This window comes from Herbidospora mongoliensis (assembly GCF_001570545.1).
GTDB lineage: Bacteria > Actinomycetota > Actinomycetes > Streptosporangiales > Streptosporangiaceae > Herbidospora > Herbidospora mongoliensis.
This window is the reverse complement of record NZ_BBXD01000026.1, coordinates 111,767-132,596: the sequence shown is the minus strand read 5'-3', so window position 1 is coordinate 132,596 and position 20,830 is coordinate 111,767. Positions and strand designations below refer to the sequence as shown.

19 protein-coding genes, 3 tRNA genes and 1 pseudogene are annotated in these 20,830 nt (G+C 68.9%); 13 read left to right on the top strand and 10 right to left on the bottom strand.

The features are described 5' to 3' along the window. The first annotated feature begins 43 nt into the window (after positions 1-43). Positions 44-859, top strand: a complete 816-nt coding sequence (locus AW272_RS36670; RefSeq protein ID WP_066374826.1) for an N-acetylmuramoyl-L-alanine amidase — start codon at positions 44-46, stop codon at positions 857-859. A 15-nt stretch (positions 860-874) separates the two neighbouring features. Then, entirely contained in the window at positions 875-2,392 is a 1,518-nt protein-coding gene (locus tag AW272_RS36665) for a beta-N-acetylhexosaminidase (protein ID WP_066374823.1), read from the top strand. On the opposite strand, the gene AW272_RS36660 is transcribed toward AW272_RS36665, so the two are convergent. From AW272_RS36660 to AW272_RS36655, 3 genes and pseudogenes are all read right to left on the bottom strand, one after another. After that, positions 2,363-3,427, bottom strand: a complete 1,065-nt coding sequence (locus AW272_RS36660; protein WP_066374821.1) for a quinone-dependent dihydroorotate dehydrogenase — start codon at positions 3,425-3,427, stop codon at positions 2,363-2,365. The two genes, AW272_RS36665 and AW272_RS36660, sit on opposite strands and share 30 nt — an antisense overlap. 34 nt (positions 3,428-3,461) lie before the next feature. After that, positions 3,462-3,692, bottom strand: a pseudogene (locus AW272_RS46190) (STAS domain-containing protein); the annotation flags it as partial. 19 nt (positions 3,693-3,711) lie between these two features. Further along, positions 3,712-4,431 carry a GAF and ANTAR domain-containing protein gene (locus AW272_RS36655; RefSeq protein ID WP_066374814.1) on the bottom strand — a complete coding sequence of 240 codons (720 nt, stop codon included), beginning with the start codon at positions 4,429-4,431 and terminating at the stop codon, positions 3,712-3,714. Between the two features lie 278 nt (positions 4,432-4,709). Here AW272_RS36655 and AW272_RS36650 point away from each other — a divergent pair, with 278 nt between their 5' ends. Then, positions 4,710-5,180 carry a hypothetical protein gene (locus AW272_RS36650; RefSeq protein WP_157519176.1) on the top strand — a complete coding sequence of 157 codons (471 nt, stop codon included), beginning with the start codon at positions 4,710-4,712 and terminating at the stop codon, positions 5,178-5,180. Here AW272_RS36650 and AW272_RS36645 read toward each other — a convergent pair. Together AW272_RS36645 and AW272_RS36640 are read right to left on the bottom strand one after the other, a co-directional pair. Further along, positions 5,177-5,950, bottom strand: coding sequence for an SDR family NAD(P)-dependent oxidoreductase (locus AW272_RS36645; protein ID WP_066374810.1), 774 nt, complete (start codon positions 5,948-5,950; stop codon positions 5,177-5,179). The two genes, AW272_RS36650 and AW272_RS36645, sit on opposite strands and share 4 nt — an antisense overlap. 66 nt (positions 5,951-6,016) lie before the next feature. Continuing rightward, on the bottom strand, positions 6,017-7,699 hold the full coding sequence (locus AW272_RS36640; RefSeq protein ID WP_066374807.1) for a polysaccharide lyase 8 family protein: 1,683 nt from the start codon (positions 7,697-7,699) through the stop codon (positions 6,017-6,019). 23 nt (positions 7,700-7,722) lie between these two features. Between AW272_RS36640 and AW272_RS36635 the strand changes: the two genes are divergently transcribed. The 7 genes from AW272_RS36635 to AW272_RS36610 all read left to right on the top strand — a co-directional run bounded on the left by AW272_RS36635 (position 7,723) and on the right by AW272_RS36610 (position 15,362). Beyond that, positions 7,723-8,358 carry an alpha/beta fold hydrolase gene (locus AW272_RS36635; protein ID WP_066374805.1) on the top strand — a complete coding sequence of 212 codons (636 nt, stop codon included), beginning with the start codon at positions 7,723-7,725 and terminating at the stop codon, positions 8,356-8,358. An 82-nt stretch (positions 8,359-8,440) separates the two neighbouring features. After that, positions 8,441-8,572, top strand: coding sequence for a hypothetical protein (locus AW272_RS45815; RefSeq protein WP_275527342.1), 132 nt, complete (start codon positions 8,441-8,443; stop codon positions 8,570-8,572). Positions 8,573-8,586: 14 nt separating this feature from the next. Next, positions 8,587-9,402: an FAD-binding oxidoreductase gene (locus tag AW272_RS36630; protein WP_157519174.1), complete on the top strand. Its 816-nt coding sequence runs from the start codon at positions 8,587-8,589 to the stop codon at positions 9,400-9,402. Between the two features lie 10 nt (positions 9,403-9,412). Beyond that, complete coding sequence (locus AW272_RS36625) at positions 9,413-10,165, top strand: neutral zinc metallopeptidase (RefSeq protein ID WP_066374795.1); 753 nt, start codon at positions 9,413-9,415, stop codon at positions 10,163-10,165. Next, complete coding sequence (locus tag AW272_RS36620) at positions 10,165-10,908, top strand: neutral zinc metallopeptidase (protein WP_066374794.1); 744 nt, start codon at positions 10,165-10,167, stop codon at positions 10,906-10,908. Before AW272_RS36625 ends, AW272_RS36620 begins: the two co-directional genes overlap by 1 nt. Positions 10,909-10,979: 71 nt before the next feature. Beyond that, positions 10,980-14,753, top strand: coding sequence for an nSTAND1 domain-containing NTPase (locus tag AW272_RS36615; protein ID WP_066374792.1), 3,774 nt, complete (start codon positions 10,980-10,982; stop codon positions 14,751-14,753). A 168-nt stretch (positions 14,754-14,921) separates the two neighbouring features. Next, complete coding sequence (locus AW272_RS36610) at positions 14,922-15,362, top strand: hypothetical protein (protein ID WP_066374790.1); 441 nt, start codon at positions 14,922-14,924, stop codon at positions 15,360-15,362. Between the two features lie 80 nt (positions 15,363-15,442). Here AW272_RS36610 and AW272_RS36605 read toward each other — a convergent pair. The 4 genes from AW272_RS36605 to AW272_RS36590 form a co-directional block, all read right to left on the bottom strand. Then, a tRNA-Phe gene (locus AW272_RS36605) sits at positions 15,443-15,516 on the bottom strand. Positions 15,517-15,520: 4 nt separating this feature from the next. Beyond that, positions 15,521-15,595 (bottom strand) — tRNA-Asp (locus AW272_RS36600). 102 nt (positions 15,596-15,697) lie between these two features. After that, positions 15,698-15,770 (bottom strand) — tRNA-Glu (locus tag AW272_RS36595). 20 nt (positions 15,771-15,790) lie between these two features. Continuing rightward, entirely contained in the window at positions 15,791-17,359 is a 1,569-nt protein-coding gene (locus AW272_RS36590; RefSeq protein ID WP_245657904.1) for a metallophosphoesterase family protein, read from the bottom strand. A 73-nt stretch (positions 17,360-17,432) separates the two neighbouring features. Here AW272_RS36590 and AW272_RS36585 point away from each other — a divergent pair, with 73 nt between their 5' ends. Both AW272_RS36585 and AW272_RS36580 read left to right on the top strand, forming a co-directional pair. Continuing rightward, a complete protein-coding gene (locus tag AW272_RS36585; protein ID WP_066374786.1) occupies positions 17,433-17,774 on the top strand; it encodes a metallopeptidase family protein in 342 nt (113 codons plus the stop codon). 91 nt (positions 17,775-17,865) lie between these two features. Continuing rightward, positions 17,866-19,152, top strand: coding sequence for an MFS transporter (locus tag AW272_RS36580; protein WP_066374782.1), 1,287 nt, complete (start codon positions 17,866-17,868; stop codon positions 19,150-19,152). Here the strand turns inward: AW272_RS36580 and AW272_RS36575 are convergent, their stop codons facing one another. Continuing rightward, positions 19,153-19,551, bottom strand: a complete 399-nt coding sequence (locus AW272_RS36575; protein WP_245657903.1) for a PspC domain-containing protein — start codon at positions 19,549-19,551, stop codon at positions 19,153-19,155. A gap of 85 nt (positions 19,552-19,636) precedes the next feature. Here AW272_RS36575 and AW272_RS36570 point away from each other — a divergent pair, with 85 nt between their 5' ends. Then, a complete protein-coding gene (locus tag AW272_RS36570) occupies positions 19,637-20,788 on the top strand; it encodes an acyl-CoA dehydrogenase family protein (protein ID WP_066374776.1) in 1,152 nt (383 codons plus the stop codon). The last annotated feature ends 42 nt before the right edge of the window (positions 20,789-20,830 follow it).

The window sequence follows — 20,830 nt, the reverse complement described above, 5'->3', positions numbered from 1 at the left end:
GTTGGGTGTTTGTAAGTGCCCGCCTGCGAGAGGAACCACCGTGATGAAGACTCGTCCGGCGCTCGCCGCCGCTCTGGCCGTGCTCGGCCTGGGAACCGCCGCGTGCGGTGGCGGGGCGGCCGCAGGTGCCGAGTCCGCCCCGGCCGCTGTTTCGAAGAGCACCTCTGAAGCGGTCGCCGCGCCAGCGCAGGCTCCTGCGAAGCCTCTCGCGGGCAAGGTCATCGTGATCGACCCGGGGCACAACGGCGGTAACTACAAGCGTCCCGACCTGATCAACAAGCAGGTCGACGTGCTGACCCAGAAGAAGGCCTGCGACACCACCGGCACCGCGACCAACGACGGTTACTCCGAGGCGGCCTTCACCTGGGACGTCTCGCAGCGGCTGGCCAAGCTGCTGAAGGCCGACGGCGCCACGGTCAAGTTCACCCGCAAGGACAACACGAGCGTCGGGCCGTGCATCACCGAGCGCGCCGCGATCGGGAACAAGGCCAAGGCCGATCTGGCGATCTCGATCCACGCCGACGGGGCCGCCTCCACCAGCCACGGCTTCCACGTGATCATGCCGAAGAAGATCAACGGCCCAGTCGACCCGGCGGTCGCCAAGTCGGCCAAGCTCGGTCTCACCGTGCGTAACGCCGTGAAGAAGCAGACCGGCATGCCCTACGCCAACTACATCGGCAAGAACGCGCTCGACTACCGCAGCGACCTGGGCGGGCTCAACCTGTCGACGGTGCCGAAGATCTTCATCGAGTCGGGGAACATGCGCAACGCCGGCGACGCGGCCAAGCTGAAGAGCTCGTCGTGGCGGCAGGACCTCGCCGAAGCGCTCGCGAGCAGCTTCCAGACCTACCTCAAGTAATCCATGATCAGGGGCATGCACGACTTCCTGCCTGCCCCCCGGTCCGTCGAACCTCTCCCGGGCGTCCGCACGCTGACGCCCGGTTTCGGGGAAGATCCGGTTTCGGTACGTCACCACGTCGCCCCCGAGGCCTACACCCTCACCGTGACGGGCGCTGGAGTCGAGATCGTCGCGGGTGACGCCTCGGGCGCCTTCTACGCGACGCAGACCCTGCGCCAGCTGCTTCCCGCGAGCGCCTTCCGGGCAGCGGTCTCCGGCTTCGAGCAATATGAAGTGCCGTGTGTCCGGATCACCGACGCCCCGGCCCTCTCCTGGCGCGGGGCGCATATGGACGTGTCCCGCCATTTCCTGCCCAAGCACGAAGTGCTGCGGATGATCGACCTGCTGGCGATGCACAAGCTGAACCGGCTGCACCTCCACCTGGCCGACGACCAGGGCTGGCGGGTCGAATCCAAGGCCTACCCGCGCCTGCACGAGATCGGGTCACACCGGGCCCGCACGATCACCTCACGCAAGGGCGAGCCGGAGGCCTACGACGAGACCCCGCACGGCGGCTTCTACACACTCGACGATCTGACCGAGATCGCGGCCTACGCCCGCAAGCGCGCCGTCACGGTGGTGCCGGAGATCGACGTGCCGGGCCACGCGTCGGCGATCCTGGCCGCCTACCCCGAGTTCGGCGCCGACCCGTCGGAGAGTCACCGGGTGCTGGAGCGCTGGGGCATCTCCCCCGCGATCCTGTCGCCGCTGCCCAAAACGATCGAGTTCCTGGCCACCGTCTTCGACGAGATCATCGGCGCTCTCGGGGAGACCCCGTTCTTCCACATCGGCGGCGACGAGTGCGTCCTAGACGCCTGGGCCGCCTCCCCCGCGATCACCGAGTTCCAGCGCGACCGGCAGCTCGCGACGCCGGGCGATCTGCACGCCTGGTTCCTGCGCCAGTTGGCCGACCTGCTGGCCGAACGCGGCAGCCGGGCGGTCGTGTGGGACGAGGCGTTCGTCAGCGGCATGCTCCGCCAGGACACGATCGTGATGCCCTGGCGCGGTATGAACGTCGCCAAACGGGCCATCTCGGCGGGCCACGACGTGGTTCTGACGCCGGTGTTCCCGCTCTACTTCGACTACGCGGAGGCCGCGTCGGCCGAGGAGCCGGCCGCCCTGGGCGAGACGATCACCATGGGAGACGTCGCCGCGTTCGACGTCTCCACGGAGAGGGTTTTGGGCGCCCAGTTCCAGCTCTGGTCGGAGTACATCCCCGACGGCCGCACCCTCGACTACAAGGCCTGGCCCCGCGGGTGCGCCATGGCCGAGATCGCCTGGACCGGCCGCCCCGCCTCAGCTGACTTCTCCGGCCGCCTGGAACGCCATCTCAGGCGCCTGGACGCCGTGGGGGTCAACTACCGCCCGCTCGACGGGCCGAGGCCCTGGCAGCGCTCACGGCCGCACAGTCCGGGGCGCATGGATGTGATCGCGGTCATGCGGCACCTCGACGAGCTGACGCTGTCAGCCGACTCGACCCGCCCGAGCATGTAGGTCGCTCACCGAAGAGAGGCCGTGGCGCTTCAACCGGCGGGACAGCTGCCGGTTGATGGTCGAGGCCCACAGCGGGCCGCCGTAGATCAGGCCGGTGTAGCCCTGGACGAGGGTCGCCCCGGCCAGCAGGCGCTCCCAGACGTCGTCGACGTCTTCCACGCCGCCGACGGACACGATCACCAGGCGGTCGCCGACCTTGGCGTGGAGGCGGCGCAACACGTCGAGCGAACGGTCTTTCAGCGGGCGGCCGGACAGGCCGCCCGTTTCGGTGCTGGAGACGCCGGCGCGGCTGATCGTGGTGTTGGTCGCGATGATCCCGGCCAGGCCCAGTTCGGCGGCGAGTTCGGCGAGCTCGTCGATGTCCTCGTCGGCCAGGTCGGGGGCGATCTTCACCAGCAGCGGGGTGCGGCCCGCGACCGTCTTGACCTCGGTCAGCAGCGGGCGCAGCAGGTCGACCGCCTGGAGGTTGCGCAGGCCCGGGGTGTTGGGCGAGGAGACGTTCACGACCAGGTAGTCGGCCAGCCCGGAGAGGATCTTCGCGCTGGCGACGTAGTCGCGGGCCGCCTCCTCTTCGGGGACGACCTTGGTCTTGCCGATGTTCACCCCGACGACCACGGGCACGCCGCGGACCCGCTTCAACCGGCGGGCGGCCGCTTTGGCGCCCTCGTTGTTGAAGCCCATCCGGTTGATGATCGCGTGGTCGGGGACCAGGCGGAACAGCCGGGGCCGGGCGTTGCCGGGCTGGGCGTGCGCGGTGATCGTGCCGACCTCGACGTGGCCGAACCCGAGCGCGGCCAGCGCAGGGACGCACTCGGCGTTCTTGTCGAACCCGGCCGCGAGCCCGAACGGCGAGGGGAAGTGGACCCCGAACGCCCGCACCCGCAGCGATTCGTCACGCGGGGCCAGCCAGGCGTGGAGGATCCGCTTCACGACCGGCAGGACCGACAGGGTCGCCAGCAGTCTGATCGTCAAATGGTGGATCTTCTCCGCGTCGGTGCGGCGCAGGACCCACGTGAAGAGCATTCGGTACGACATCACCGGCCAGCGTATCCACTCCCAGGTACCGGTCGAATTCCAGGAGGCGCAGCAATCGCAGAACCTCGCCGGGCGGGTTCACGATCGACACCCGCCCGAAGGCCCTGCGGTACGCCCAGAGCAGTGTCCGGGCGCCCGCGACGTCGATGAACGTCACCAGAGCCAGGTCGAGCCGCAGATGCGCGGCCCGCCCGGCCCGCCAGACGGCGCGGCGGAGCTCCACGGCGCCGAAGACGTCGAGATCGCCTCTGAGAGTGATCGTCACATTAATCCCAAACGGGCCGTCAGATCGCGTGGTCCGGATCTCCACGGCCCTGCTCTCCGAGTAGTTCGGCGGCCAGGTCGGCGACCCTGCGGCGGCTGTCCCTGGCCTGCTTGCGCAGGCCGGTGAAGGCCTGGCTGGCGGTCAGGTCGTGCTTGCCCATCAGATAGCCGACGGCCCTTTCGATGACCACGCGGTAGTCGAGCGCGTATTGCAGCTGGTCGGCGAGCTGAGACTTCTCATCCGCCTCCACCGCCGCGGCGATGACCTGCTCGATCACGTGGGCGTAGGCGTGCAGCGCCTCTGTGTCGGATTCCTCCCAGTCGTGGGTGGTGTCCTGGTAGACGTTCAGCGTGCCGACGGGTTCGCCGCCGAGACGCACCGGAACCCCCGCTACCGCCCGCACGTCGGGGTGCAGCAGCGCCGCGAGGTCGGGCCAGCGGTCGTCCTTGCGGACGTCGAACGTGGTCACGGCGCTGTCGGTGATGTAGGAGGCCACGCAGGGCCCGGCCATCACGGTCGCCTGAGCGTGTTCGAGACTGCGGCCGGCCTCGTCGGTGGCGAACAGGTATCGCAGGGTGCGATCGGGGTCGGCGAACATCAGACCGGCCCCGGAATATCCGAAGATCCGGTCGACGACCTGCACGATCCGCTGAAGGTGGTACACGATCCCGGTCGCCGGAGCGGCCTTCTGCAGTCGTCGCAGGCTCGCGACGAGCGCTTCCGGATCGATATGGGTCATTCCGTATCCTCCCGTGAACCTCACCTGTGCGCCGGCGCGGTCGGGGAGAGGTGATTTCGTGGTCATCTCACCTGCCCTGAGGGCACGCGTTCAGTCGTGCCCTCGGGCATGAGGGCACCACGCGGCACATCAGGGAGCGAGAACTCAACGCCGTGCCCGGACACGTAGCCACCCCATTGACATGAGAAAAGGCCCGCGGACACACGGCGGATTCACTGGTGGCCAAGCGTAGTGGTTTTTCGTCCGAACCGTTCGACTTTGCGGCCCGTTTCAGGGACATGTGGCGTCGAATCCTGATCGTTCTCGCACTCGTCTCGGGCACCGTGGTGCTCGGGTCGACCCCGTCGTATGCCTGTAGTTGCATGGCCCCGGAGGTGCCCTATCACCTGAAGCATTCGACTGTGGTGTTCACCGGCACGGTCAAGGCGGTGAAGCGGCCGAAGGACCGGTGGGACCCGGTGAAGCCGGTGGTGTACACCTTCCGGGCCGACCACTCGTACAAGGGGAAGCCGAAGGCCAAGGTCACGGTGAGCACGCACACGCAGTCGGCGGCCTGTGGGACTCATTTCTCCCGTGGCGTGCGCTATCTGGTGTTCGCCTACAAATGGGAAGGCCGGCTGACCACCAATCTCTGCGCCCCCAACATGTCGGTCGACCACGGCAAGGGCCCCATCACCGTGGCCGACCTGCCCAAGGGCGCGAACCCCAAGACGATCAAGCAGCTCGGCAGGGCCAAGAAGGTGCGTTAGCTGGGGAAGATCCCTCCGGTCACGTTGACGAACGACGCGGTGATTCCGGCCGCGTGGTCGGAGGCCAGGAACGCGATCGTCGAGGCGACCTCGGCGAGCCTCGGCGATCGCTTCAGCATCCGCATCTGGGCCAGCCCTTCCAGCAGGCTGTTCATGGCCGTCTCGTCGAGGGCTATGTCGGGGTTGACGGCGGCCAGCTTCTCGGGGGTGAACGTCTCCGGGATGCCGGCCACCCAGACGCCCAGCACCCGCACGCCGTCGGCGCCGATCTCGTAGGCCAGGTTGCGGACGAAGGTGTCGATGGCGGCGTCGGCCGGGCCGGTGCCGCCCATCATCGGGCTGTTCACCCCGGAGCCGCTGCCGCTGTCGAGGGTGAGGATCACGCCCCGCTTCCGCCTGGTCATGTGGCGGGCGGCGGCTCGCGCGGTGATGAAGGTGGTGCGCAGGCCGTTTTCGACCGGCCTGAGCAGGTCGTCGACGGACATGTCGATCAGCGGCGTGCCCTGGACGTCGCCACGCGGCACCAGGTTGAGCGAGATGTCGATGCCGCCCCGCGCGGCCACCTCGGCGGCGTGGGCGTCGACGGCGACCTCGTCGAACGCGTCGACCACGGCGAACTCGGCGTCGATGGTCTTGGCGAGGGCTTCGAGGGGCTCGCGGGTGCGTCCGGTGAGGAACACCCGGGCGCCCTGGCGGGCGAACTCCTCGGCCACCGCCGAACCGATCATGCCGCCGGCGCCGTAGATGATCGCGTTCTTGTCCTGAAGCATCTGTTTTCTCCCTGTCGGTAGGCCTCACTGACGCGTCGACCGGCGGGATGCGATTTCGACATCGGCTCAAGAAGATTTCTGCGGCTCGGCGATCAGCGTCTGTCCCGGCCGGTAGAGGACCGCCGCGGGCTCGCTGACCGTGATGCCCGCGACCGTGCCGGGCCGCCAGAAGTTGACGGCGGTCAGGCCGCCCGCGGTGACCGCCTGGTGGTCGGGCGTGTTGGCCACGACGGTCGCGCGGGCCTGTTTCGTGGTGGCCACATCGGCGTTGGGGAGCAGCAGGTAGGAGTAGCTCGCGTCGGTCGGGTCGGTGCCGTGGTCGAGCCAGAGCGTGGTGTAGTCGTCCTGTCTCACCCGCAGCGAGCCGTCGAAGACGTAGCCGCCGTGGCCTTCCAGGTGGGCCCAGCCGTCTCCCACGGTGAGCTTGGCGCGGGTGCGGCGGTTGTCGATGATCGTCTCTACCGGCACGCCGTCGCGGCAGGTGATGCCCGCGCCCAGGCAGACCACCATGTCATCGAGGAAGACCCACGACTTGCGGGCCTCCAGGGTGCTCTCCAGGCCGAAGAGATGCTGGCCGACCGTGGCGTAGGTGCCGTCGGAGGCGCCGCCGACCCAGGTCGCGGGCGGGCAGCTCTCGCCCCAGGCGCCGCCCGCGCCGTCGGGGAGGCGCTTGGTCGAGACGGTGGTGCCGGGGAGCCGGTAGGGGTCGACGGTGTGCCAGAAGTCGCCCGAGTAGTGGCTGCCGTGGCCTTCGCCCCACCAATAGAGCATTCCGGCGCCGGTGTGCCAGCCGCGAAGGTTCTCGCCGTTGCCGTGTTCGTAGTGGGCGATCCGGTCGGAGGACATGCTGAGCGCCGCCACCCAGGTCGGCCGGCGGTGGACCGCGCGGGCGCTCGCCCGCATGAGGCGGTGGCCGATCGGCTGTGGACGGACCGGCACGCCGAGCAGGTCGATCGCGTCGAGGAGGGCCCGGCCTCTTCTCTCGTCTCCGGACGCCTTCCGTGAGATCGCCCGCCCGCTGACCAGGTCCATCATCCGTCCCTCATGGAGGAAGGGCAGGAAGGAGTGTTCGACGCTGTCGAAGACGTTCTGGAGCGCCGGGTCGGTGATCTCCCACGGGGTGCCCCGCAGCGTTCTGAGGATCGAGCCGATGCCGTGCAGCATCGAGGCCCCGTAGGTGCCCTGGTAGGGGACGGTCGAATGCTGGATGAAGCTGCCGTCGCGGTAGAGGCCGTCGCCTTCGGTGACGTATCGGAAGACCGGAGAGAGCGCATCGGCGGCCCGCGCGATCCTGCGCCGGTCTCGCGACAGGATGCCGTTGAGCAGGGTGACCAGGCACAGGTCGGTGCGGTTGGCGCCGGTGCTGGTGCCCGAGTAGAACTGCAGCCGCCACGGCCGCACGAAGTGGTCGACCGCCGCGATCAGGTCGTCGTCACGGTGGCCGATCAGGATCGCGGCGTCGAGCAGCCGCCTGGGCAGCCCGATCTCCCAGTTCCACCAGTTCCCGGCCTTGGTCGCCCCGGCGTGGTAGATCTCGCGCACGGCCCGGTCGACGACCTCGCGAACCTCGCGCGCGACCGCCGGATCGCCGGTGCGCAGGAACTCCCGGGCCAACGCGTGCTCCGGCGAACGGGGCTCGCCCCGGGACGACACCGACGCCCAGTTGCGCTCCAGCGTCGCCCACACGTCGTCGGACCGGCCCGACGACGCCAGCAGGGCCCCGGCCACGAAAGCGCGCCGCGAGAGCATGCGCCTCAGCCTAGGGTAGGTGTATGCGTACTTACGTTCTAATCCCCGGTGGCGGCTCCGGCCCGGGTTACTGGGACCGGCTCGCGCCCCTGCTCGACGGCGAGGTGATCGCCCTCGACCTGCCGACCGGCGACGAGTCGGCGGGCCTGTCCGCATACGCCGACGTCGCGGTCAAGGCCATCGGCGACCGCGACGACATGGTCTTGGTGGCCCACTCGCTGGGCGGCCTGACCGCTCCCCTGATCGCCGCCCGGGTCCCGGTCCGCGAGATCGTGTTCGTCACCGCGATGATCCCCAAGCCCGGGGAGACGGGCGGCGAGTGGTGGGAGGCCAGCGGCTTCACCGCGCTCGGCGTCGACATGAGCGACGAGATCGCCACCTTCTACAACGGCGTCGACCCCGAGGGCATCGCGATCGGCCAGGCCTCCGGCCGCGACCAGTCGGGCGGCCCGATGGTCGAGCCCTGGCCGCTGGAGGCCCTGCCCGACGTACCGGCCCGGTTCCTGTTCTGCACGGAAGACCGCTTCTTCCCCATCGACTTCATGCGCGGCATGGTCGCCGAACGCCTTCCTGGCGCGGTCACGGGCGAGGTCCCGGCGGGTCACATGCCCATGCTGAGCCACCCGAAGGAGGTGGCCGACTTCATCAACCAGGGGTGACCGTCACCCCCTCGCCACTCGCTGGCGCCGGCCGAACTCGTTCAGACTGGGGAGCTCAACTGGGGAGCTCAAGGAGTGACGCATGTACGAGCTCATCACCCCCGACCATGACGACTACCACCTGGCGAGAAGGGTCTGGAACCGGGCGATCGACCGCCGCCCGGCCGCCCTCGCCCGCTGGCCTGCGACAACCTGCTGTCGGCGGAGGTCCTGACGGCGAGCGGCGTGGTGACCGCCTCTCCTGATGAGAACCAGGATCTGTTCTGGGCCCTGCGTGGAGGCGGCGGCAACTTCGGGATCGTGCTGGAGTTCACGCTGCGACTGCGCCCGGTCGACGAGGTCGTCGGCGGCATGATCTTCTACGCGCTGGAGGACGCCCCCGAGATACTCCGGGCGCTGAACACGTGGGAGGCGCCGCAGGAGGCCGGCGTGCTGGCCGCGTTCCTGGCCGCGCCGCCCTTCCTCCCCGAACCGGGCCTGCCGGTCTTCGTCATCGCCGCCTGCTGGGTCTCGGGCGAGCAGGACCTGGCCTGGCTGCGCGGCCTCGGCACCCCGCTCGCCGACCTGGTCGGCCCGACGACGTTCGCGGTGCTCCAGCACACCAACGACGCGCAGGCCGCGCCGACGCCCTACCGGATGCGCCACCACCTGGGCGGCCCGCTGACCGAATCGCTGATCGAGACCCTGACCGGCTTCGGGGCCGAGCCGTCGTCGCCGGGCAACCTGATCCTGCTGGCCTCGCTGGGCGGCGCGATCGCCGGCGTCGGCCCGTCCGAGACGGCCTACTTCCACCGGAACGCGGCCTGGTGCCTGGAGATCGCCGCCTCCTGGCCCGAGGGCGTGGCGAGCGAACCCCACGTGACCTGGGTGGACGCACTCTGGCAGGCCACCCGCGACTGGTCGGTGGGCGCCGAGGTCAACCACCTGGCCGAGGAGGGCGTGCCGCTCGCGTACGGGGACAACCTCGCACGGCTGACCGAGCTGAAGCGCAAATGGGATCCCGAGAACGTATTCCACCTCAACCAGAACGTGTCACCCGCCTAGGATCGCCTGTGTGCGTTTAACCCCATTCGTCACCGCTCTCGCCTTACTGCTGGTCCTGGGCGCGGCCCCGGCGAACGCCTACCCGATCGACGACCGCGTCCTCACCCAGCACGCGCTCTACCGAACGGGTCAGTTAGCACCGGCCGACTGCCCGGAACCGCCGTTACGCGACGGCGACGCGGCCTCGGCCCGCCGGTACGCGATCGCGGTGACGAAATGCCTCAACGAGGCATGGGGTGCGCACTTCCGTAAGAACGGGCTGCCCTTCGCCCCGGTCCGGATCAACTTCCAGACCAGGCCGAAGGCGTTCTGCGGCCGCAAGTGGGGCGACGCCGCCGGCCGCTACTGCGACTCGGAACGGCGTTTCATGGTCCTGCTCGACAAGGGCGCGCTGGCCGACTCGTCGAACCTGTACCTCTACCTGGTGATCGCCCATGAGTTCGGCCACCACCTGCAGAACCTGACGGGCATGGCCGACGCGTACCGCACGCACCCCTACCACTCCAAGGCCGAGCTCTACGAGCAGATCCGCCGCAACGAACTGCAGGCCGAATGTCTGGCCGGGGTGTTCTTCGGCGCGGTGTGGCCGTCGCTGGGGCGCAGCGACGCCGACTGGCAGTACCTGCGCGAGCTCGACGGCACCGGCCACAGCCGCACCCACGGCAAGGGCAAGAACGTGCTGAGGTGGCTCGACGACGGCTTCGCGACGCGCAGACCGGGCGCCTGCAACACTTGGACCGCAAAAGCAGGCAAAGTGGCCTGATGCACGCGATCCTCGTCTCGCTCCTGCTGTTAGGCGGCACCGCCTACCCCGTTGACGACCCCGTCCTGACCGGCAACCTGCTCTACCGGGCCGGGCAGATGGCCGAGATCGACTGCCCGGAGAAACGCGTCGCCCCCGGGAATCGCGACCTGACCAGGAAATACCTCCGATCGATCGCCGACTGCCTGAACACCGCCTGGTCGAACCACATGGCGGCGGTCGGGGTGCCGATGCCGCCGGCGGGCGTCGGCTTCGTCAACCGGCCCGAGGTCCGGTGCGGGGTGACGTGGCGGCAGAACATCCAGGGCCAGTACTGCCCCGCCGACCGCCGCTTCGACGTCCTGCTCGACCAGCGCCTGCTGGCCACACCCCACGACCTCTCGACCTTCCTCCTGGCCGCCCACGAATACGGCCACCACGTTCAGCACATGACCGGGATCCTGTGGGCGGAGGTCAATCTCGCGACCTCCGGCCAGGACGAGGAGCTGGAGCGTTCCCGCCGGATCGAACTCCAATCGGAGTGCCTGGCCGGCGTCTTCCTGGGGAGCACGTGGAAATCCCTGCGCCGCCCCGACTCCGACCTGCGCGATCTGCGGCGCATGATGGCCCTCGACGACGACGGCGGAATCAACGGCAGCCACGGTTCCCCGCGCAACCGGGAGACGTGGTTCATGCGCGGCTTCGAGTCGCGGGACGCCAAGTCGTGCAACACCTTCACCGCGGGCGAGCCGAGGGTCGGGTGACCTACTCTTTACGGAGGGTTTTCAGGCCTGGCCTGTGAACAACCGGCGCGTGCGAGCCGAGCGGAGTCCCGTTGGTCGAGGATGCCAAGGCACGGCTCGCCGCCCGGCTGCGCGAGCTGAAGGAAGCGACCGGCCTGTCGCTCAAGCAGCTGGAGATCGCGAGCTCCAGAACGCCCCGGCGGCACCCCGGGCAGGAGCCGATCCGGCTCGCGCACAGCACGATCGGGGACATGATCAGCCTGGCTGATCCGGGCTTACCCAAACGCCCCAACGTCGAGGTCCTGGTCGACACCTGCCTCCGGGTGATCGCCCAGAAGGAGCGGCCCCTTCCCGCGGGCTTCGACGACCGGCGCACCTGGGACGACGCCTATCGGGACGCCTTGGAACAGGCCGCGGACGCGCCGCCGCCCCGCCCGGCCGCGAGAGCGCCCAGGCCGTCGGCTCCGGAGCCGCCCTACCGGGGGCTGGAATCGTTCAGGTCCGCCGACGCGCGGTATTTCTTCGGACGGGACGAACTGGTCGGGACACTCCTGGACCGGGCGGGCTTCGGCGGGCTTCTCGTGGTCACCGGGGCGTCGGGGTCGGGGAAGTCGTCGGTGCTGCGGGCCGGCCTGCTGCCCGCGCTCGCCCGAGGCTCCGGCCGCCCCGGCACGATCTTCGAGCCGGGCGCCGATCCGGTCCGCACCCTGTGCCGGCAGCTCGGTGCGACGCACCCGGACGAGCTCGCCGCGCTGGCCCGCCGCGCATGGGCGGGCCGGGTCGTGGTCGTCGACCAGTTCGAAGAGGTGTTCGCCGCCCCGGAGGAGCAGCGCCGCGCCTTCATCGGCGTCCTGGCCGAGCTCGCCGAAGACGGCGGCGCGCAGGTGGTCGTCCTGGGCCTGCGGGCCGACTTCTTCGGGCAGTGCGCCGCCCACCCGGCGCTGGTGCCCGCCCTCGAACGTCCCGTGGTCGTGGCGCCGATGGATCGCCCGACCCTGCTGGAGGTCATCGAGGCGCCCGCCTCGGTGGCCGGGCTCACCCTGCAGGACGGCCTGGCCGACCTGCTGCTGGAGGACCTGCGCAGCGACCGCGACCATGCCGAAGCGGTCGGTGTGCTGCCCCTGCTGTCCCACGCCCTGCGCGAGACGTGGAACCACCGCGAGGACACGACGCTGACCCTGGCGGGCTACCGCGCCACCGGCGGCATCAGCGGCTCGCTCGCCCAGACCGCCGACGCCGTCGTCGACGACCTCGATCCGGCCGACCGGCGTACCGCGCGAAACCTGCTGACCCGGCTGGTCCAGGTCGGCGCCGACACACCGGACACCGCCCGGCGGCTCCCCCTGTCCGACCTGGTCTCCGAAGGGGCGGGCGGTCCGGTGCTCGACCATCTCGTCCGGGCCAGGCTGGTGACCGTCGACGCCGAGAGCGCGCAGATCACCCACGAGGCCCTCATCCGGGGCTGGCCCCGGTTGCGGATCTGGCTCGAAGAGGACCGGGCCGACCTGCTGGCCCGGCAGGAGCTCACCGCCGACGCCGTCGACTGGGACCGCAACGGGCGCGACCCCGCCTACCTCTATTCGGGCACCCGCCTGATCAACGCCACCACCGCCCACGACGTGAGCTCCGTCGCCGCCGAGTTCCTGACGGCCGGCCGCCGGGCCGCCCTGGCCCGCCGCCGACGCAGCCGGGCCACCACGACCGTCCTGGCCACCCTGCTGGTCGTCTCGCTCATCGCCGCGATCTCCGCGATCGTCCTCTACCGCGACGCCACCGAGCAGGCCGTCTTATCGCTTTCGCGGCAACTGTCGGCCCAGGCCATGTACACGGCCACGACCGACCCCGTCACCGCCCTGCGACTGGCCGCGACGGCGTGGAGTGTCGCGCCGACCCCCGAGACCCGGCAGGCCATGCTCCACGTGCTGGCCAACCCGTTGAGGGCGGTGCTGCCGGGCCACACCTTCTGGGTCCAGGCCGTGGCCTTCGCCCCGGGAGGCCGGATCATGGCCACCGGCGGCGACACCCGGATCATCCTGTGGAGCACGACCACTCACGACCCGGTCGGCCGGCCTCTGTCCGGCCACAAGGCGAACATCACCTCCGTCGCCTTCAGCCGCGACGGCGGGACGCTGGCCAGCGGCGACGAGATCGGCACGGCCCGGCTGTGGAACGCGGCCACCGGGCAGCCGCTCGGCCGGCCGATCGACGCCCACTCGGGCGCGCTCAATTCCGTCGCCCTGACCTCCGACGGGACGACGCTGGCGACCGCCGGCGACGACGGCACGGTCCGGCTGTGGAACACCTCCAGTCACGAGAAGATCGCCACCTTCGACCAGGGCTCCCTCGTGTTCGAGGTCGCCTTCGACAAGGACGGCCGGGTCCTCGCCGCCGCGGCCGAGGACGGCACCACCCGCCTGTGGGACGTAGCCGAAGGCCGCATGATCGCCGAACTGCGCGCCGGCCCCGGCCTGTCCGCCACGTCAGCCGCCTTCAGCCCCGACGGCGGGCTGGTGGCCACCGGCCATGTCGACGGAGTCACCCGGCTCTGGAATGCCGGCACCGGCGATTTGGTCACCGAGATGACGGGGCAGCACGAAGGCGCCGTCAACACCGTCGACTTCAGCCCGGACGGCGACTTCCTGGCAACCGGCGGCGCCGACTGGACGGCCCGCCTGTGGAACGTCGGCACCGGCGCGGTGCTCGGTCAGCCGCTCGACGGGCACGGCGACGAGATCTTCGGTGTCGCGTTCAGCCCCGACGGCCGCAGTCTGGCCACGGCGAGCGCCGACCAGACCACGCGGGTGTGGGACGTGTCCCTGCCGCGCCTGGCCGACGGGGAGTTCGGCGATCACGACGGGCAGGTCAACGATCTCGACTTCTCGCCCGACGGCGCCACACTGGCGAGCGCCGGCTACGACGGCAGCGTCCGGCTGTGGAAGGTCGCCTCGCGGGAGCGGATCGGCGCGCCGCTCCTGCTCCCCTGGGAGGTCAACGGCGTCGACATCAGCCGCGACGGCCGTCTGCTGGCCGCGGGCGCCGGAGAACGTCAGATAGTCAACAATCAGTTCGTTCCCGGCGACGGCCGCGGTGTGGCGAGGATCTGGGATCTCGACACCCACGCACAGCTCGTCCCCGACCTGGCCCCCCAGGGTCCGGTCGTCACCGCGGTCGCCTTCAGCCCCGACAGCCGCAACCTGGCCACGGCGGGATTCGACAACATGGCCCACCTCTGGGACGTCGCCACCGGACAGGAGATCAGGCGGTTCACCGGCCACAGGACGTGGCTCAGATCAGTCGCCTTCAGCCCTGGGGGTGAGACCCTCGCCACCGGCGGCCTCGACAGCGACGTCCGGTTGTGGCGGACCGCCACGGGCGCCCCGATCGGCCGGCCCATCATGGGATCCGCCAACTGGGTGAAGGGCGTCGCCTTCAGCCCTGACGGAAAGACCGTCGCGGCGGTCTCCGACGACAAGATGGCGCGTCTGTGGGATGTGGCCACCCAGCGGCAGCGCGGCCGGACCCTGGTGGGTCACGCGCTGCCCCATCTGTACGACGTGGCTTTCAGCTCCGACGGCGAGACCGTGGCCACCGTGGGCGACGACCAGACCGTCCGGCTGTGGGACGTCTCCACGCAGGAGCAGATCGCACCGCCCATCCGGCATCCCGCCATCGTCTTCTCCGTGGCGTTCAGCCCCGACGGCACCACCCTGGCCACCGGCGCCGGCGACGGCCGGATCCGCCTCTGGGACGTGACCCCGCCGCCCGACCTGCTCCAGCTCGTCTGCCAGACCGCGGGCCGCTCGTTCACCCCCGGCGAATGGGCGGCGCACCTGCCCGCGGACCGGGACTTCCAGCAGGTCTGTTGACCCATCCGACGCCGCCGGACGACCGGTCGCCGACCGGCGTGGCCCGCTGCCTGCGGGTTCGTCGTGGCCCCGGCGAACCCGTCCGACAGGTCTGCCCGGATGGATGCCGGCTCCCCGACCGTGGGTGAGGTGAAAGCCGGAAGCCACCAGAAAGCGAGTGATCCCTCAATGCCCGCGACAGCACCACGCCGACGCACGGCCGCAGCCGTCATCGCCGCCCTCGTCCTGGCCCTGACCTTCCTCCAGCCGCCCGCCCCGTCTGCCGCCGCGACGGCCACCCAGATCGCGGCCGCCTCCGGGCGGATCCAGTGCTCGGGACTGACCTGCCGGTACTACTTCAGCCAGGCCCGGACCGCGAAGATGAAGACCACCCTGGACGCCCGGGAGTGGACCGCCTCGGCCGGGTTGCAGCTCATCTGCCTCCCGATCCCGAACAAGGTCGTCGCCACGGCCTGCCTGGTGGCCTTCTCCTGGGTGTACGACCGCGCCAGGGCCGAGATCGTCAACGCCTACGAGATGGGCGGCTGCCTGGTGATCCAGGCCCGGATCAGCCTGCGGAAATCGATCACGTTCACCAGCGCTCCCCCATCGGACAGTCGCTGCGGCTGACCGGCGAGAATAGTTCTCCGTGAAATCAAAAATGCCCCGGCACACAATGTGTCGGGGCGTTTTCGTTCAAACAAGAGATGTGGTCAGGGGCGGGGTCGAACCGCCGACCTACCGCTTTTCAGGCGGTCGCTCGTACCAACTGAGCTACCTGACCCAAGCGGTCCTGACGGGACTTGAACCCGCGACCTCCACCTTGACAGGGTGGCGAGCACTCCAAACTGCTCTACAGGACCTCGTCTTGCTGTCTTACTCGCCTTCGGCGTTTCCGCTTTCCGGCTTTTGTAGCTTACCAGTTCTTCGGAGGTCTTCGACCTGCCGTTTTCCTGGCCCTTCCGTGCCCCCAACGGGATTCGAACCCGTGCCGCCGCCTTGAAAGGGCGGTGTCCTAGGCCGCTAGACGATGGGGGCGCAGAGATTGCTCTCTGTCCTTACCGCGCTCCGTCGGGGACTTCTGAAGCATAGAGGACGTTTGCCCTCCGTGCCAAAGCGACCGGCGACGGGGTGTCAGTGATCGTTCCCGTCGGCGACGGGACGTTCCCTGGCTCCGGGAAAATTGTACGACCTGGATCGGCCTCGATACGACGCTCCACCGCGATTCGTTGTTCCCCGAGTCCTCCGACGGTGACATCGTCCCAGGCCTGGAGCCTGTGAGTGTCTTTGCTGAAGTACAGAACCGATGCCTGCAGAGGCGTGGGCTCCTCGTGTTCGAGGCCCCGCAGGCCCGCTCCGCCGGTCGATCCCTGGATCATCAGCCGGGTTCCGGTGGGCGAGAGTTCGGACGACCGGGCGTGGACGTGACCGGTCAGGACGAGCGCGGCCGACCCGTAGAAGGCCCGGCCGATGGTCGGGTCGTGGACGGCCACCAGATCCACCGGAGCGCGCTGCGGCGCCGTGGTCGAGGAGGAACGCGGCCACTCGGGCGGAGAGACGCCGGCGGCCTTCTGGCGGCCGAGGGCGGCCAGGGACGCGGGATCCGCGTCGACCTCGGTGGACTTGTCGGGGGTGAAGCGGGGATCGCCGATGCCGTAGATGCGCAGGCCCTGGACCTCGACCACCCGGTCGTCGAGGACGATCGCGTTCTTCTGCTTCTCGACCGCCTTCTGGGTGGCCATGGAGTCGTGGTTGCCGCGGACGAAAACGTAGGGGATCCCCAGCTCGCCAATGTCCTCCACGAAGGAGTTCTCCGGTTTGGTGCCGTGGTCGCTGATGTCGCCGGTGTCGACCACCAGGTTGATCTTGAACTGGTCGATCAGGGATCGGACCACGTTCCAGCCCACCGGGTTGATGTGCAGGTCGGAGATGTGCAGAACCCTGATCGTGTCGGGGTCGGGATCGTAGATGGGGAGGGTCGAGCCGGCTTCGTACAGACGACTGATGTTCGTGACGAGTTTGGCCAATTGGCCCCGGTATTCGGAGAATTTGGTGACGATCGACTGGGCGTTGCCGACCAGGGAGGGGACTCCCGTCAGCAGGCCCGTGTAGCGGGGTTCGGCGATCGCCTGGGGGTTGAAGCTCAGCGCGGCCGTGACGGCCATCGCGGCGACGACCAGGATCGCGCCCAGGGCGCTCCACAGACCCTTGAAGAAGTCGCGGAAGACGATCAGGCCGGCCACGAATCCGGCGATGATCGCGCAGATCGCGGCCCTGATGAGCAGGTCCTGCACCCCGCCCATGAGGTCGGCCTCGATGGTCTCCGGCAGCCGGTCGGCCCATCGGGGGTTCTGCAGGATCTCCTCAGCGGCGTCGGGATGGACCGCCTCGATGCTCAGGTTGAGCCGCACCGGGCCCGAGTGGGTGTCGAATCGGAGCGTTCCCAGGGGGCGCACGTCGACGACCGTGCCTCCGTCGAGGGAGGGGCGCAGGGCCATGTTGATGTCGGCGGGGCCGATGGGGGTCTGTACGGACGCGCCAAACAAAAGCCCCAGCCATGCTCCGGCCAGGGCCACTGCGATAATCGTCAGAACCCGTACAAACCGGCCCTTCAGGAACCGGATCACGGATTCCCCCCATTTCGGCAAATCCACGTTCCTTCCTGTCTACCCGAAAACCACGGGGAAGTAGATTTGACGTGTGATCGACGTCTCGAGAGGCAAGTTCGAAGAGCTCGTGGCCGAGGCACTCGACCTGATACCGCCTGATCTGGCCAAAGTCATGGACAACGTGGTCGTCGTGGTCGAAGACGATCCGCCAGAAGAGGGCCTCCTCGGTCTCTACACGGGCATTCCGCTCACGGAGCGGGGCGAGTGGTACTCAGGAGTGCTTCCCGACCGCATCGAGATCTACCGAAATACCACCTTGGCAATCTGTGAAACCGAGGCTGACGTGGTGGAGGAGGTGCAGATCACCGTCGTGCACGAGATCGCCCACCACTTCGGAATCGACGACGATCGGCTTCACGAACTCGGATGGTAGTCGCAGGGTTGCTATTCACGAGCGCGATAGGCACTGTAGGTGACATACTGAACACAGTCTGTCAGCTATGGCCTGAGCTCAGCGGAGAGAAATGGCGGCCACGAAGCCCGGAAAACTGCCGGGGAAACACCGCCGTCCAGCGGAGCGCCAAGCGACTTACGGCGAAGTCATCGCGATCAAGGAGTTCCGGGCCCTGTGGCTCGGTCAGGGGTTGTCCCTGCTCGGCGATCAGCTCGCGCAGGTGGCGCTCGCCGTGCTCGTGTTCAATCGCACCCAGTCGGCGCTCGCCACGGCGGCCGTCTACGCGTTGACCTATCTGCCGCCGATCCTCGGCGGTCCCCTGCTGGCCGGTCTCGCCGACCGCTACCCGCGCCGCCGCGTCATGCTCGTCTGTGACGTCGTGCGGGCTCTGCTGGTCGCGATCATGGCGATCCCCGGCACGCCGTTCTGGGCACTGTGCGTGCTGGTCTTCATGGTGGTCCTGCTCAGCGCGCCGTTCTCGGCCGCGCGGGCGGCCCTGCTGCCCGAGATTCTCGAAGGCGACAAGTACGTTGCCGGCAGCGCTCTGCAGAACATGACGAACCAGGCCGTCCAGATGCTCGGTTTCGCGGCCGGCGGGGCCGTCATCGCAGGTCTGGGCCCCTATCGGGCGCTGGCGCTCGACTGCGCCACGTTCCTGGCGTCGGCGCTCATCATCGTCGCCGGGGTGAGCCGCAGGTCGGCCACCGTGTCGGCAGACGGGGGGAAACCCTCGATGTGGACGATGACCTCCGCGGGCGCCAAGCTGGTCTTCGGCGACCGGCGGCTGCGCACCCTCGTGCTGTTCGCCTGGCTCTGCGGTTTCTATGTGCTGCCCGAGGGCATCGCGGTGCCCTACGCGGCGGAGCTCGACGACGGCAGTCTCCCGGTGCCCGTGATCACCGGCCTGCTCATGGCGGCCATGCCGACCGGCACGGTTCTCGGGGCGTTCCTGTTCAGCAGGTTCGTCAATCCCAGCACCCGTCTCAAGACGATGGGCTGGATGGCCATGCTGACCTGCGCTCCGCTGGTGGTGTGCGCGATGCGTCCACCACTGGAGGTCGTCTTGGTGCTGTGGGTCCTGTCCGGCGTGGGAGGCGCATACCAGCTGGCGGCCAATGCCGCCTTCGTCCAGTGCGTGCCCCCCGAACGACGGGGTCAGGCGTTCGGCCTGGTTCAGTCAGGCCTGCTCGCCTCACAGGGGGTGGGCATCCTCATCGGCGGCGCGCTCGCGCAGGTCCTCGGTCCGGAACCCGTGGTGGCGCTGGCCGGGGTGGCCGGGCTGAGTGCCGCGGCCATCCTGGCCATCGCGTGGACGGAGTCCCGAACGGAGATCATCGCCAAGGTGCACACCACGTGATCAGTCGTTCGGCTGCTTCGTCTGGGCGTAAGGGTGGGCGGCGTACGGGTCCACCGGCTGTGAAGGCGCCGAGTGGCCGTTCGGCGACTTGGTCGCCTTGGCCCACCCTTCCTGCGTCTTGTTCTTGACGTCGAGCCAGACCGGGTTGTCCTTGTTCTTGTCGATGAGGTCCTGGACGATCGAGGCGTCCTTCTCCTCGCTCGGGATCAGGAGCCAGGCGACGGCGTAGACGCCGATGCCGAGGCCGCCGAAGAACGACGCGACCGCGAGAACGATCCTGAGGATGTTCGCGTCGATGCCGACGTACTGTCCGACACCGGAGCAGACACCGGCGACGATCCGGCCGTTTCGAGTCCGGCGGAGTTGCTTGACGTGGCCACTGGGCTGTATCTCGTTCATGTCCATAGCGTGCCCCTTTTGTCGTCTATGGCACATCGGGATTCCCCCTGGCCCTACCCCGATGCGGCCCGGATACCCTGCACTCATGGACCTTCTCAACCTCGATGACCGGCTGACCGCAGACCAGCGACTGGTCAGGGACACGGCTCAGGGGTTCGTCAGGGATTCCATCCTCCCCGATGTGGCGACCTGGTTCGAGGAAGGGACTTTCCCGGCCCGTGACCTGGGGCCGGTCCTGGGATCGCTCGGCATGCTGGGCATGCATTTGAGCGGATACGGGTGCGCCGGGCTTGATGCCACCTCTTATGGGGTGGCATGTAGGGAGCTGGAGGCCGGGGACTCGGGGTTGCGGTCTTTTGTGTCGGTTCAAGGATCTTTGGCGATGTTTCCCATGTGGAAATACGGCTCTTCTGAGGTCAAAGAGGAGTGGCTGCCGCAGCTCGCCGCCGGAACGGCCATCGGATGCTTCGGGCTGACCGAGCCCGATCACGGATCCGACCCTTCGAACATGAAGACCTTCGCGAAACAGGACCCCTCGGGCGACTGGATCCTCAACGGGTCGAAAATGTGGATCACCAACGGGTCGGTGTCCGACGTGGCAGTGGTGTGGGCGCAGACCGACGAGGGGATTCGCGGTTTCGTGGTGCCCACGTCGTCTCCCGGGTTCTCGGCTTCCTTGATCCATCGGAAGCTTTCCCTCCGGGCTTCTGTCACCTCGTCGCTGTACTTCGACGACGTGCGGGTGCCGGCTTCTTCCGTTCTGGATGTCGTCGGGCTTCGCGGGCCTCTGGCGTGTCTGTCGGAGGCTCGGTTCGGGATCCTCTGGGGGGTTGTCGGCGCTGGGCGGGCTTGTTTCGAGGCGGCGCTTGAGTATTCGAAGACGCGGGTTCAGTTCGGGAAGCCGATCGCCGCTTTTCAGCTCACGCAGGAGAAGCTGGCGTGGATGGCTGTTGCTCTTGGGCAGGCCGGGTTGACGGCGCTGCACCTTGGTTCCCTTAAGGACGCGGGCGTCTTGCGGCCGCAGCAGGTGTCGTTCGGGAAGCTGGCCAACGTACGGGCGGCTCTGGATGTGGCCCGGGAGGCTCGGTCGATCCTGGGGGCGAACGGGGTGACGCTGGAGTATCCGGTCATCCGGCACATGAACAACCTGGAGTCGGTGCTGACGTATGAGGGGACCCAGGAGATTCACACGCTGGTGCTCGGGGAGGCGCTGACCGGGGTGGCGGCGTATCGGTGAGGCGGCCGGTAGGCTGATCACAGGGAACTGCTTCGCTCCGGT

Excerpts from the sequence above, each read along its gene's own strand:
- AW272_RS36670 (WP_066374826.1), top strand. The coding sequence starts at position 44 with ATGAAGACTCGTCCGGCGCTCGCCGCCGCTCTGGCCGTGCTCGGCCTG.
- AW272_RS36665 (WP_066374823.1), top strand. The coding sequence starts at position 875 with ATGCACGACTTCCTGCCTGCCCCCCGGTCCGTCGAACCTCTCCCGGGC.
- AW272_RS36660 (WP_066374821.1), bottom strand. The coding sequence starts at position 3,427 with ATGTCGTACCGAATGCTCTTCACGTGGGTCCTGCGCCGCACCGACGCG.
- AW272_RS36655 (WP_066374814.1), bottom strand. The coding sequence starts at position 4,431 with ATGACCCATATCGATCCGGAAGCGCTCGTCGCGAGCCTGCGACGACTG.
- AW272_RS36650 (WP_157519176.1), top strand. The coding sequence starts at position 4,710 with ATGTGGCGTCGAATCCTGATCGTTCTCGCACTCGTCTCGGGCACCGTG.
- AW272_RS36645 (WP_066374810.1), bottom strand. The coding sequence starts at position 5,950 with ATGCTTCAGGACAAGAACGCGATCATCTACGGCGCCGGCGGCATGATC.
- AW272_RS36640 (WP_066374807.1), bottom strand. The coding sequence starts at position 7,699 with ATGCTCTCGCGGCGCGCTTTCGTGGCCGGGGCCCTGCTGGCGTCGTCG.
- AW272_RS36635 (WP_066374805.1), top strand. The coding sequence starts at position 7,723 with ATGCGTACTTACGTTCTAATCCCCGGTGGCGGCTCCGGCCCGGGTTAC.
- AW272_RS45815 (WP_275527342.1), top strand. The coding sequence starts at position 8,441 with ATGTACGAGCTCATCACCCCCGACCATGACGACTACCACCTGGCGAGA.
- AW272_RS36620 (WP_066374794.1), top strand. The coding sequence starts at position 10,165 with ATGCACGCGATCCTCGTCTCGCTCCTGCTGTTAGGCGGCACCGCCTAC.
- AW272_RS36610 (WP_066374790.1), top strand. The coding sequence starts at position 14,922 with ATGCCCGCGACAGCACCACGCCGACGCACGGCCGCAGCCGTCATCGCC.
- AW272_RS36580 (WP_066374782.1), top strand. The coding sequence starts at position 17,866 with ATGGCGGCCACGAAGCCCGGAAAACTGCCGGGGAAACACCGCCGTCCA.
- AW272_RS36575 (WP_245657903.1), bottom strand. The coding sequence starts at position 19,551 with ATGAACGAGATACAGCCCAGTGGCCACGTCAAGCAACTCCGCCGGACT.
- AW272_RS36570 (WP_066374776.1), top strand. The coding sequence starts at position 19,637 with ATGGACCTTCTCAACCTCGATGACCGGCTGACCGCAGACCAGCGACTG.